Here is a 13,536-nt window from a genome sequence, read left to right on the forward strand (position 1 = left end):
GCACTGAATAATCAGTGCTTTTTTGTGTCTAACAAATAAGTTTATGCAAGATCGAATCGATCAGCATTCATCACTTTAGTCCATGCGTTAACAAAGTCTTTTACAAACTTCTCTTTGGCATCGTCTTGGGCATACACTTCAGCGTAAGCGCGCAAAATAGAGTTTGAACCAAACACTAGGTCAACACGAGTTGCTGTCCACTTCACTTTGTTCGTGCTGCGTTCAACAATTTGGTATTCGTTTTTACCAACGGGTTTCCAGCTGTAAGACATGTCAGTCAAATTGACAAAAAAGTCATTTGATAGCACACCCACATTGTCGGTAAATACTCCATGTTGAGTGTTGCCGTAGTTGGTGCCTAATACGCGCATACCACCGACTAATACCGTCATTTCATGAGCGGTTAAGCCCATTAATTGTGTACGGTCTAGCATCATTTCTTCTGGCTGTACAACATAGTCTTTCTTTAGCCAGTTACGATAGGCATCGTGTAGTGGTTCTAACACTTCAAATGAGTCAACATCGGTTTGTTCTTGTGTAGCATCACCACGACCAGGTGAAAATGGAACTGTGACATTCACTCCAGCTGCTTTTGCTGCTTGTTCAACTGCTGCACTGCCGCCAAGTACAATGAGATCTGCCATGCTAACCGGTTTATTTAGCCCTGCCTGAACGCTAGCAAGCGCAGCAAGCACTTTTTGTAGTCTTGCAGGTTCGTTACCTTGCCAATCTTTTTGTGGTGCTAAACGAATGCGTGCACCATTTGCGCCACCACGGTAGTCAGAACCACGGAAAGTACGTGCGCTGTCCCAAGCAGTTGCTACTAGCTCTGAAACGCTCAGACCTGTGGCTAGGATTTTGGCTTTTAAGTCACTGACTTCTTGCTCAGTTAAGCTGTAGTCCACTTGTGGTACAGGGTCTTGCCAAATGAGTTCTTCGGCTGGTACATCTGGGCCTAAGTAACGTGCTTTTGGCCCTAAATCACGGTGCGTTAATTTAAACCAGGCACGGGCAAATACGTCAGAGAAATAAGCTGGATCTTTATAAAAACGCTCTGAAATCTCACGGTATTGCGGATCCATCTTCATCGCCATGTCGGCGTCGGTCATCATGGGTTCAACTTTTATTGACGGATCTTCAACGTCTGCTGGCTTGTGCTCTTCCTTAAGATTAACAGCCTTCCATTGCCATGCACCCGCAGGGCTTTTGGTGAGCTCCCAATCGTAGTTAAGCAGTAATTCAAAGTAGCCGTTGTCCCATTGTGTTGGGTTTGTTGTCCATGCTCCTTCAATACCACTGGTGACTGTGTCACGGCCAATACCGCGGCTGGTTTTGTTTAACCAACCTAAACCTTGATCTTCGAGTTCAGCTCCTTCCGGATCTGGGCCTAAATTTTCAGCGCGGCCATTACCATGTGCTTTACCGACCGTATGTCCACCCGCGGTTAATGCGACGGTTTCTTCATCATTCATTGCCATGCGGGCAAAGGTAATACGAATGTCGTGAGCGGTTTTCAGTGGATCGGGTTTACCGTCAACCCCTTCAGGGTTAACGTAAATCAAGCCCATCATTACTGCGGCAAGCGGGTTTTCAAGATCGCGCTCACCAGAATAACGGCTGTTTTCAGAACCACTTGGTGCTAACCATTGTTTTTCTGAACCCCAGTAAATGTCTTTTTCTGGGTGCCAAATATCCGCTCGACCACCGGCAAAGCCAAAGGTCTTTAAGCCCATTGATTCATAGGCCACGTTACCGGCCAAAATCATCAGATCAGCCCATGACAGTTTGTTGCCATATTTCTTTTTGATTGGCCATAACAAACGACGTGCTTTGTCTAAGTTGCCGTTATCTGGCCAACTATTGAGAGGCGCGAAACGTTGGTTACCTGTGCCGGCACCACCACGGCCGTCTGCAATACGGTATGTCCCGGCTGAGTGCCACGCCATGCGGATCATTAAGCCACCGTAATGGCCCCAGTCTGCTGGCCACCAATCTTGGCTGTCAGTCATTAATGCACTGAGATCTTTTTTTACTGCTGCAAGGTCAAGAGATTTGAAGGCTTCGCGGTAATTAAAATTGGGATCCATTGGATCTGATTTGCGGTCATGCTGATGAAGAATGTCAAGGTTTAGTGCCTTTGGCCACCATTCCATCACGTCATTTGAGACAGATGTATTGCCGCCATGATTGACAGGGCACTTACCGAGCGATTGTGGTGCTTTTTCCATGAGATGTTCCTTTATCACTAAAATAGCTTAAACTTGAATCATTATTGGATTGCAATATTAGGCTAACTAACTGTGTCTACTAATTAAAGCGACTTTTATCAATCTGTCCAATCGATTTTACTAATACACAAAACCGCATGAGAACAGCAATGTTCGATTAATAATAGAACAGTTCTAAAAGAATAGAGTAAAGAATTATGTGAGGTTAAAGCGTGATCTATATCATTAAAGATTTGAATGTAAGGTAAAGTTTTGTCAGTAAATGTATAATACCAGCTCCAGTTTTAGTGGTTTATTGTGCTGAATTATTTCGTGCCTTTAAGGGCCTGTTGCTCTTTTCTGGTTGAATGTTTTTAGCCGAACCCTGTGGGCAGCGTTTGTTGGTCATTTTTACTGCGTTAGCCACTTTTTATGTAGAATAACTACACTTCAAAGTCTCTGTCTTGTATAAAAGACCAACAATTCGTTGCAAAAATAACCTTGAAAGATCAACAGACCCTAGCCACATGTGAAAGTAAGACATGTCATAACGTCGCATGTGGCTATTGATTTGTCAGTAAACGGTAATTAACCCCTGTAACCAAACAATTTTAATTCCATGATGGTGTTCGCCACGGCTTCTGGTACCACCGCTTTCCATTCATCTTGCCCTCGGCATATTTGTTGTAATATCTCTCGAGAATAAATGGTAAACAATTCTGGGTTGCTGGCTTCGATACTAGTAATAAAACCATTATCAAGCAGGTGACGATAAAGGTAGCGTAAATTATTGGGAACACTGACCGTGGTTAAATCGTTAACTTCACCTTTTTCGTTCATTTCTGGGTATACAAATAAGCGAGTATTGTCTGGGAATAATTTACCAAATGCTTCTAAAATACCGCCTTCCATTCCTCGATAATATTCTTCATCAAAGATTTGCTTAATATTTACCATACCCACGACGATCCCAATTTGTAATTGAGTGTACTGGCGGAAATAGGCCCTGAGAGAAAAATAGCGGGTATAGTCAGATATCATGACATTATACCCAAGGGTATTGAGTAGTTTGACGCGTTCCATGATGTCTTTTTCAGACATATTGGCGTCTTTACCATGTAAGTCGTTTAACGAAATTTCGGCAATCAAAACGGTATTTTTATTGGTTACGCCATCAAGAAGCGTAAAGGCTTTGTAGCCTTGTTCAATCATATCGACATTGAGTTTAGTGACCGGTTTAAAGGATCCACGTATGGTCAGGACATTTTTTTTGTAAAGCATGTCGGCAGGCACTGCAACACTGCCATCTGCTTTAAACATGATCGCACGTGTTTTCCAGCTGCGGATCAAATGAATATTTTTGGCTTGGTTATCAACATCTTCAAAATAAGGGCCTTGAAAATCGATACAGTCGATTTCAATTCGATTGGCTTTCATGTTATCGGTTAGCGAATCGATAAGCATTTTAGGATCTTCAAAATAATAGTAACTGGCGTATATCAGGTTTACCCCTAAAATGCCTAGGGCTTGTTGTTGCGCCTCTGCTGTGTCGTCAAACATCCGCACGTGGACGATAATATTTGATGGCTCTGCACCAGGGTACATTTGAATTCGTACACCACACCATGCGTGACATTCATTTTTACGATTAAAACTTTTGGCCGCTACCGTTGCAGCATAACTAAAATAACGAGAAGATTTTGAACGTACAGCAGCGACCCGGTCTACTACGAGGTCGAATTCCTGCTCCATCATAGCTAGCACACGCGCTTTACTCACATAGCGGCCGTCTTCTTGCACACCATAAATCGCGTCAGAAAACTTCATATCGTAGGCAGACATGGTTTTAGCAATGGTACCTGCTGCTGCACCCGCAACAAAAAAATTACGTGCAACTTCCTGGCCTGCACCAATTTCCACAATAGTACCGTATTTTTTTTCATCTAAATTGAGGCGTAGGGCTTTTTCTTTGGTACCACGTGAGCTGACTTGCTTGTCCATATTATCTCCACACTAGTTACAACTGACGTTTCATTTCTGCTTACAATGGTATCGTAACAGCGGATTTCTGTCAGTGTTAGATTGAATTTATTCAGGTTTTAATAAATCTATATTTACTGTTTTTGGCTGTTGTTTAGCGGCACATCCATCATTGTTTGTAAAAAAACCGCAGAAAAAGGGGCTTTTTGCTGTTTTTTAATTTGTGGGCTTATGCCATTTTCAATCAATACAAATAAATACTCATGACCGTTACTGGCTTTGACTTTACCTGCTAAATTGGCAACACCAAGCATGCTGCCTGTTTTGGCAAATACATGATGTTTTAAAGGTGATTTATTGAAATAGCGTTTATACCGTAATGTGCCACTGACGCCAGATTCAGGCAGACTATCAAGTAGAAAGTGATATTCAGGCATTTGGTAAACGGTGGTGAGTACACTTAAGACCTGTTCTGCACTGAGTAAGTTATAGCGCGATAGCCCAGAACCATCAGCAAGATTCGCGTCTGCTAAGTCAATGCCAAGAGAATACAAAATGGCCTTCATCGCCTGACTACTGCGAGCAAAGTCGCTTGCTGATTGATAATAGCTTTCACCTACTTTTTTCAATAAGCTGTCGGCGATTAAATTGTCAGATTTTAGCAACATAGTCGATAATAACGCCGTTAATGAGGCGGAGTGATGGCTTGCAATAACTTGCCTTGGATTTGCGTTAGAGGTGATTTGCTGATGCGATAACACCATTGGCGCCTTGTGTTGAATGCCCAGTGCGGTTAATTGTTTGCTAATAATGCGCGTCGCGTAGAGCTCAGGATCGGTAATGGCTATCGCTAAAGGGATGGATTTTGCGCCAATATGACATCCCGTTAAGTGGTAGCGATTATTATCGAATCGAGCCAATGTGAGCTTGCAATCTGGCTGGCTGTTGGCTTGCGTATGCACAGTTCCCGCTGGCACGGCTTTATATTGCGACTGTGCCATCACAGGGTTAACAAAATAGGCGTCGTTGGTTATCTCAATAGGACGCTTGCCCATCATGGTGATGTTTGCCGTTTTGTCATAGCCTTTGGTTGATAAACGTCCATAGACACAATTTTTGTCGATGATAAAGGGCGATATTGGGGCTGCGTAACAAATGCCTAGGTCATCCCATACCCAGCCAGGGGCTTGTAATTGGCTGTCTTGTTCACTGAGTAACACCACTTGTCCGTCTATTTTATGAATGCCTAATTGTTTAAGCGATGTGAGCAGTTGCTGAAGATCTTGGTAGGTTAACGTAGGGTCGCCACTAAATTCGATATAAATATCACCATGATAAACCCCATTGATAACCTGTTGTTTGGTCAAAGGTGCATTGGCGAACGTGCTAAGGTGAGTTTGGTAAGTAAACCCTCGACCAAGCTGTTTGGTGGCCGCCAACGCGGTGAGCAGCTTTTGAATGCTGGCAGGTTGCATTAACGATTGATTGTTATATGTAAATACCGTTTGCTGTGTGGTCATATCCCAGACACTAATGCCTAATTGTGAATAGGCTGGTTTGAGTAATTGCAGCATGCCATCAAGGTATTGAGTTACAGGTTCTGTTGATGATGCTTTTTCAACTGAGGGTGTGATTAAACTGGGCGGCAGAGTAATTTCTGCACTTGCCGTAAACGAAAATACACTTGTCATTACGGATAAACTGGTGAGCAATGGCCATAAATATTTGGGTTTAAATTGAAGATAAAGCTGTTTTAAAGGTGAAGCAGCTAAAATGGGTAAATACATATTGGCCTTCGGTTTAGTGTAAGATTAATCATCTTTTACAGTGTAAATCTATTTTAGCTCAACTCATTATTCACTGATACGCTGCGCAATAAATTAATCACAGCTTGATTGTATTGGTGTAAAAAATGAAATGACTTGCAGCATAAACTTGAGGCTAGGAGAGGAGTTGATTTTCACTTAACTTGAGTTTATCACCTAAACACAAGCTGTATAGTTCGTCAGCAAGTGACTCATTATTCAGCAGCGCTGTGTTTTTTTTGCCCAAAGAAAGCCATTAAAATCGTCCCAAAGTAAGAAACATCTTGCTCATCACCTTGTTAGTCGGTAATTTCTATCGCTAAATTACGCGTTAAAACATGATTGAGTCATTTTTTGATGTATAAAGTCGGCTGATGTTGATGATTGATTGGCTTCAGTCAATGACACTGGCAGTTTACTAATAGGCTAGCAATAGGCAGTTTACGGTGCAGTAACGATCGTCACTCCAGTTGCTTGGCCTGTTTAATTTTACAGCTCACATAATCATAACGATAGGCTGTAAAGTTGGTTATTTTGCTCAAAGCATTGTGAGCACCTATTTTAAGGAGGATGCCTTGCTGGATAAGCTAGGTGGTATTGCGCTAAAAGCTGATGCGGTATCTTGGTTATTAACCCCCCGAGATTTTAAACAAGCATTATTAGCTAAAATTGCGTCCGCAACATCTTCAATTTACATTGCCGCTTTATACGTTGAAGACGATGAAGCCGGCCGTGAAGTATTGCATGCATTATTAGCCGCTAAAGCCCGCCAACCAGATTTAGACATCAAAGTATTAGTGGATTATCATCGTGCCAGACGCGGCTTAATTGGTCATAAAGGCGACAGTGGTAATTACATTCTTTATCGTAATTTGATGGCTGAAGCATCGCATCCTTTTGATATTATCGGTGTACCGGTAAAATCGCGGGAGTTTATGGGTGTACTCCATCTTAAGGGCTTTATTATTGATGATGCGGTGATTTACAGTGGTGCGAGCATCAATAATATTTACCTTCACCAACAAGACAAATATCGTTTTGATCGTTATCACTTGATTGAAAGCGTAGAGTTAGCCCGCAGTATGCGCGACATGATAAAGCAAGAGATTGTAAGCGATAGTGCTGTGAGTTTATTAAGCCAGCCAGTAAACCAAGATGACAGCCCTGAAAAGCAGGAGATCAAGAGCTTTAAGCATCGACTGTCTCAAGCGCAATATCAATACAAAAGCACGACGGTGGGTAACCGGGTGACGCCTTTACTAGGACTTGGTCGCAAACATAATTTACTCAACGATACTGTGATTAAATTAGTCGAGTCTTCTAAGCAACACTTGTTTATTTGCACTCCTTACTTTAATCCGCCTGCAATATTAAATCGTGCATTGGCTAAACATCTTCGTGCAGGTAAAAAGATTGATATTGTTGTTGGAGACAAAACGGCCAACGATTTTTATATTCCCCCAGAGCAAGATTTTTCAACTATTGGTGCGCTGCCATACATGTATGAGCAATCGTTACGAAAATTTGCTAAAAGTCAGCAATGGGCTATCGACAATGGCCAGCTCAATATTCATCTGTGGAAAGATGGTATTAACAGCTTCCATTTAAAAGGTATTAGTGCAGACAACCGCAAGCATTTGATTACCGGTTCTAATCTCAATCCTCGTGCTTGGGCACTGGATTTAGAAAATGGCTTGTTATTACATGATGAGTCGGGCAGCTGGAAACACTCTTTTATTGCCGAGCAGCAACATATTTTAGTGCACACAAAGAGACTGTTTCACTATAGTCAAATTGATACCTTACATAAATATCCCAAGCCGGTTAAAAAGATTATGAATCGCATTCGCCGTTTAAAAGCTGACTTTTTATTGCGCCGTATTCTATAATCGTTATTGAGTTATTTTGCTTACCTATTTGTATTCATCACTCAATGAGTGATGAATTTTTTTATTTTAGAGTCTGATATGAATCAAGTTGTAAACCCAGGTTCAAAAGCGCCAATTCATGCGGTGCATCGTTTGTATGCTTATCGCAAGTCACTGTCGACAAAACCGTTTGGCGCGCGGGGTAAAAAGCTTATTCGTTGTGAGTTATGCTTGTTAGGTGAGTTATTTTGTACCTGTAAACATCGTCAATATTTAGCCACTAAAGTGAGCTTTATGTTGTTGATGTATAACGATGAAGTGTTAAAACCGACAAATAGTGGCCGTTTGATTGCCGATCTGATACCCGATACTCATGCTTTTTTGTGGACCCGTACCGATACCGACAAAGGTATGTTGGCATTGCTTAGTGATGAACGTTATCAACCCTACTTAGTGTTTCCGCAGCAATATATTGAAGCTAATCAAGCCGTAGTGAGCCAAATTTTGCCAGAAAATTTGCAGCAACTGGACGGTAAACAGAAAATACCACTACTGGTAATGCTTGATGGTAGTTGGCGTGAAGCAATAAAAATGTATCGTAAAAGTCCATACTTACATAATATGCCGGTATTGTCCTTTGCACCTGAAACCCTCGCGACTTATGCATTACGCAAAGGCAGTCACGACTTTCAATTAGGAACCGCTGAAGTGGCGTCTTTAGCATTAACTGCGGCACAGGAACCACAAAATGGTGCTGCATTATCTGCGTGGTTTGATTTGTTTGTAGAGTCGTCGTTGCTTGGGCGTAATCGTCGAGCAAAAGAAACGCTTACTCCAATTAATCAGTACATTAATGCGTTTACTGATGCATTAGCCGTTAGCCTGGCAACCGATGAGCGATAACTTGCTTTGAAAGAGCAACCATTGCACCATCGCAACACCTTAATCAAAAACGGCTGGAATTATGCATAGTGGTCAATTATTTACACGTAATGGTGTGAGCTAAGCATGCTGAACTATTTGCATCTTGTCGCGTTATAAACGATGCTAACTTGATAGAAAGACAATTAACCTTGATTGCTTAAGGATTATAGAACCACATTATGCAAGACTTGCTCAATAGTGATCGGCAGTACAGCCCACAAAAATTATTAATATTATGTCGACTTGAACCCGGTTGCCTAGGGCCAGATGGCATTGACCATATAGACACATTTTGCCAGTTAGCAGAGCGTGCATTAGCTAACCTCAATGCCGATGTTTGTCAGTGGTTTATTTCTCCTCGCTTTGATAAATCTTTAGTCGAGATCCAATACAGTCTTGCGGGTAAAGTGCTTCCTCGCGATAAAGCGATTAAGTTTGTACAATCATTTGATCAAAATCTTAACGAGATTGAAGAACGCTTTGAAGATAAGCTGACACAACTCATCAACCAATACATTGCACGTAAAAATACTCAGTAAGCCAGACGTTTATGCTTAGCCCTAAGTGGTTTTGGGTTTAACACTAAATACAGGGATAAGTTATGTTTACCAGTAGCGCTAATCATTTTGATGCCAATCCTTCATTCGATTCAGCAACATTGCATGCATTGTTGCAGCAACAATTTGGATTTGAGCAATTTAGAGACGGTCAACAGAGTGTTATTGAGACCATTTTAGCCGGCCAGTCAGCACTGGCGATTTTTCCGACAGGCTCAGGTAAGTCTTTGTGTTATCAATTTTGTGCGCAACAATTACCTCATTTGACCTTGGTGATTTCGCCATTATTGGCGCTAATGAAAGATCAATTGGCATTTTTGGCCAGTAAAGGCATTGCAGCTGCCAGTATTGACTCTAGTTTGACCTACGAGCAAACCCAACAAGTGATGCGAGATGTACGCGACAAGCGGACTCGGATTTTAATGGTGTCAGTTGAACGTTTTAAAAATGAGCGCTTTAGGCAATTTTTACATTCTGTACCGATTTCATTATTAGTGGTCGATGAAGCCCACTGTATTTCTGAGTGGGGCCATAATTTTCGTCCCGATTACTTAAAAATCCCGCAGTTTTGCCAGGCATTTTCAATTCCACAAACATTATTACTAACAGCAACAGCCACGGCGCAAGTGAAGCATGATATGGCATCGCGTTTTGGTTTAACGCCTGCGCAAATTATTCAAACCGGCTTTTACCGCGCTAACCTTGATTTGTCGGTATTGCCGGTTAGCCAGCAAGAGAAAAATGATCAATTAGTTAATTGCGTTAATTATTATGCTAACAACGGCCAAACGGGCGCCGGAATTGTGTATGTCACCCTACAACAAACCGCAGAAGATGTGGCGCAAGTATTAATTAATCAAGGGATTAACGCTCAAGCATATCATGCAGGTATGGAGCAAGCGTCACGGCAAAGTATTCAACAGCAATTTATGGACAATCAGGTTCAGGTTATTGTTGCGACTATTGCTTTTGGTATGGGGATTGATAAGTCGGATATTCGTTTTGTTATCCATTATGATTTACCTAAATCGATTGAAAATTACAGCCAAGAAATTGGCCGGGCAGGGCGCGATGGGCAATTGTCTCATTGTGTAACGTTAGCCAATTTGGACGGATTAAATACAGTAGAGAATTTTGTCTATGGTGATACGCCAGAGCCCGACAGTATTGAGCAATTGCTTGAAACCATTGCTGATGAAACGGATCAAGGGCGTTGGGAAGTACAAGAATTGCCATTATCGACTGACTGCAATATCCGCACTTTGCCGTTAAAAACCCTGTTTGTGCAATTAGAGTTACTTGGGGTAATTAGCCCAAGTTATGCGTATTTTGCCGAGTTTAAATACCGTTTTGTTGAAGACAAGCACACAATCTTGAATCGTTTTAATGCCGAGCGGCAGGCTTTTTTAAACCAGGTGTTTGAACACACTCAATTTAAAAAGATTTGGGGCCAATTAGATTTTGATAGTTTGTATCAACAATATGGCGCCGAGCGGCAACGGGTTGTGGCGGCATTAGAGTATTTAGCAGAGCAGCAGCTGATTATTCTTGAAACTAAGAAAATCACTCAAGTGTATAACGTAAACCAACAGGCCTTTAGCGATCCTACCAAGGTGCACGCATTAGGCGCACAGTTAAGCGATTATTTTGCTGATAACGAGCACAAAGAAATAGTGCGAATTAGTCAGCTGGTGGCATTTTTTGAACTCAACACCTGCTTAAGTGCTTCATTGGCAGAATACTTTGACGATCATGCGGCTCCTAAATCATGTGGTCATTGCAGTGTTTGTCGTGGCCAAAGTGCGGTACTATCAAAACAAGCGTTAGCGCCATTACCAGACTCGGCTAACCTTGCTGCACTGCTTGCGCCATTACACCAAGTGGCTCAGGCAAAATCGCTACCCACTGTCACTGTTGCGACTCAGGCTAAATTTCTTGCTGGTATGGTGATGCCAAGATTTAGCCGCTTAAAACTGAAACAGTTAGACGGCTTTGGTCGTTTTAGTGCTTATCGATATCAAGATATTCTGGCTGCTGTTAACAAGGTGAATTCATGAAACCCGTTCCTGAAGCATTATTAAAAAAACACGCCAATTTAGTTCAAAGTGAAGGAGTCACTGTGGTGTCCCATACTCAACGAGAGGTGGGTGAGTGGGTATTGCAAACCTTAATGATAGAAAATTGCGATGTACCATTTAAATACAAACGCCCTAAACGCTTTAAAAGCTTGCAAGGGCAAAAGGTCAATTTGATTTATTATCCATCTAAAGATGTGGTTGCTGGGTTTGAAATTGAAATCATGCAAGTGGTCCGCGTAAGGCGATATTAACTCCCCACTTAGATAATGAGTGACACAGGCATAATCAACTTCATGTTTATTGCTCTGTGAAACTAAAATCACCAATGGCACGGAACACTCGATAGCGAAGTTGTGCCTCTTTTGGTAAATAAAATACCTTGGGTAGTCGACTGTCGTAGTGTTGTGTAATGCTACTGTTGAGTACCACAAATTTTGCTGTTTTAGCATCTGTACACATCATTTTTGTGCTTGGTCCCTGCAGTATATTGTCGACCTGAAAATATGAGTACCCCCAACCATCTACCGATAGGGTGCGAATGTCGCCCATCAAATTGACCCGATTGCAATCGACAAGCTTGTTTTGGCCAATTTGAATTTCAATTAAGTATTCTGACTCATTATTTAATGTTGGCAGTGTTAAAATATGCTGCACCATACCCGTGCTTGGTGCAGGGTACATTTTGGTTTCAGCTTGGGGCTGATAATTGTCTTGGCTCATGACGCTAGTGCCAATTACGACTGAGTTAAGTGAGTTTACATCCACTTTAGGGGTGGCTTGTGCTGCAAAAGGGCTACAGATAAGCGTGCTGATTATCAGTAACCATTGACAGCGCGATGTTGCTTTATTGATGTTATTCATTCGATTATTCTCACAAAAACGATATACATTAATCTAAAAACACGACCACTGTGGTGGCGTAATAATGTCTAGTGTTTGAGTATAAACGGTTATCTAACCGAAAAGGGTTATGTAAATAAATACTCTTTGGTAAAACTTTAGCTAACAATAATTGAGTTTAGTTCACAAGTATGACATAACATACTGATAACCTTTGACTCATTGTTTTTTATCATAAGGTATCGTTTTCGATGCATAATAATCAAAATTTAGAACACACGACTCATATATTGCATTTAGCGTTACCTAAAATGTCTGAGTTAGCGATACCGGTTACGCCAGAGAACTATGCCATTTGGTATGATTATTTTGCTGAAACCAACCTAAATTTAAAGCGTGCCATTGATGGCCTTATTGCAAACGATGTTAAGTTTACTCCAGAGGTCAATTTAGGTTTGTATAATCGCTTTATTGAAGAGCGATCACCTGAAATTATTGAAAATGTGCAAATCGAAACACAAATATTGATTAATAGTTTGGTGAGTAAAATTGAGTTACTCGGTGAGGGTACACAGAATTTTTCGGCTAATTTAAGTGATTTTGGTGCAAAATTAGCAACACAACTTAACGCAGATGAATTAAACCTTATTGTGTTAAGTATTGCTGCTGAAGTTGAGCAAGTGATTGCAAATAACCGCCACATGTCCAATAGCTTAGTGTCTTTGTCTGATGAGATAGCTAACCTTAAGAGTGAGATGGATAATCTCAGTAAAGTTGCCATGACAGATGAGCTGACATCGCTCAATAACCGCAGAGCCTACGAGTTATTTGCCGCCGAACAAATGACAAAGTTTGCAGATACTCAAACCGTGTGCAGTTTACTCATGATAGATATTGATCATTTTAAATTGTTTAACGATACATTTGGCCATTTGATTGGCGACAAAGTACTGGCTTATGTCGCGCTTGCCATGAAACAAACCGTAAAAGGTGATGATTTAGTGGCTCGATATGGCGGGGAAGAATTTGTGGTGATGTTGCCTAATGCTAAATTACATGACGCAGTCAACGTGGCCGAAAAAATTCGTGAGCGTATTTCGCTTAAAAAATTGTCTATCGGCAAAGAAAAAAAACAAAATCTAGGCCACATCACTGTGTCTATTGGTGTGGCCACATTGCAAACCGGTGATGATGTCGACACCTTGCTTGCTCGCGCAGACGAGCGGCTTTATAAAGCCAAAGCATCGGGACGAAATTGTGTCAAATTTGATTAATTT

The 13,536-nt window shown here is 41.5% G+C and carries 10 protein-coding genes; 6 read left to right on the top strand and 4 right to left on the bottom strand.

From position 1 onward, the window contains the following. Positions 1 to 41: 41 nt before the first annotated feature. From katG to dacB, 3 genes are all read right to left on the bottom strand, one after another. Entirely contained in the window at positions 42 to 2,228 is a 2,187-nt protein-coding gene (katG, locus tag L2703_RS03655) for a catalase/peroxidase HPI (protein ID WP_248969786.1), read from the bottom strand. Positions 2,229 to 2,795: 567 nt separating this feature from the next. Further along, positions 2,796 to 4,208, bottom strand: a complete 1,413-nt coding sequence (locus L2703_RS03660; RefSeq protein ID WP_248969787.1) for a TonB-dependent receptor — start codon at positions 4,206 to 4,208, stop codon at positions 2,796 to 2,798. A 113-nt stretch (positions 4,209 to 4,321) separates the two neighbouring features. Next, positions 4,322 to 5,974 (bottom strand): D-alanyl-D-alanine carboxypeptidase/D-alanyl-D-alanine endopeptidase, encoded by a 1,653-nt coding sequence (dacB, locus tag L2703_RS03665; RefSeq protein ID WP_248969788.1) that lies wholly within the window; start codon positions 5,972 to 5,974, stop codon positions 4,322 to 4,324. A 593-nt stretch (positions 5,975 to 6,567) separates the two neighbouring features. Between dacB and pssA the strand changes: the two genes are divergently transcribed. From pssA to L2703_RS03690, 5 genes are all read left to right on the top strand, one after another. Then, positions 6,568 to 7,881, top strand: a complete 1,314-nt coding sequence (gene pssA, locus L2703_RS03670; protein WP_248969789.1) for a CDP-diacylglycerol--serine O-phosphatidyltransferase — start codon at positions 6,568 to 6,570, stop codon at positions 7,879 to 7,881. A 78-nt stretch (positions 7,882 to 7,959) separates the two neighbouring features. Then, a complete protein-coding gene (locus tag L2703_RS03675; protein WP_248969790.1) occupies positions 7,960 to 8,763 on the top strand; it encodes a tRNA-uridine aminocarboxypropyltransferase in 804 nt (267 codons plus the stop codon). 200 nt (positions 8,764 to 8,963) lie between these two features. Continuing rightward, positions 8,964 to 9,323 carry a hypothetical protein gene (locus L2703_RS03680; RefSeq protein WP_248969791.1) on the top strand — a complete coding sequence of 120 codons (360 nt, stop codon included), beginning with the start codon at positions 8,964 to 8,966 and terminating at the stop codon, positions 9,321 to 9,323. Between the two features lie 62 nt (positions 9,324 to 9,385). Beyond that, positions 9,386 to 11,398 carry a RecQ family ATP-dependent DNA helicase gene (locus L2703_RS03685; protein ID WP_248969792.1) on the top strand — a complete coding sequence of 671 codons (2,013 nt, stop codon included), beginning with the start codon at positions 9,386 to 9,388 and terminating at the stop codon, positions 11,396 to 11,398. Then, complete coding sequence (locus L2703_RS03690) at positions 11,395 to 11,670, top strand: hypothetical protein (RefSeq protein WP_248969793.1); 276 nt, start codon at positions 11,395 to 11,397, stop codon at positions 11,668 to 11,670. The genes L2703_RS03685 and L2703_RS03690 overlap by 4 nt, the downstream gene beginning before the upstream one ends. 46 nt (positions 11,671 to 11,716) lie before the next feature. Here the strand turns inward: L2703_RS03690 and eco are convergent, their stop codons facing one another. Next, positions 11,717 to 12,280 carry a serine protease inhibitor ecotin gene (eco, locus tag L2703_RS03695; RefSeq protein WP_248969794.1) on the bottom strand — a complete coding sequence of 188 codons (564 nt, stop codon included), beginning with the start codon at positions 12,278 to 12,280 and terminating at the stop codon, positions 11,717 to 11,719. A gap of 230 nt (positions 12,281 to 12,510) precedes the next feature. Here eco and L2703_RS03700 point away from each other — a divergent pair, with 230 nt between their 5' ends. Further along, on the top strand, positions 12,511 to 13,533 hold the full coding sequence (locus L2703_RS03700) for a GGDEF domain-containing protein (RefSeq protein WP_248969795.1): 1,023 nt from the start codon (positions 12,511 to 12,513) through the stop codon (positions 13,531 to 13,533). The last annotated feature ends 3 nt before the right edge of the window (positions 13,534 to 13,536 follow it).

The organism is Shewanella basaltis, assembly GCF_023283885.1.
In the GTDB taxonomy this organism is placed as follows: Bacteria; Pseudomonadota; Gammaproteobacteria; order Enterobacterales; family Shewanellaceae; genus Shewanella; species Shewanella basaltis.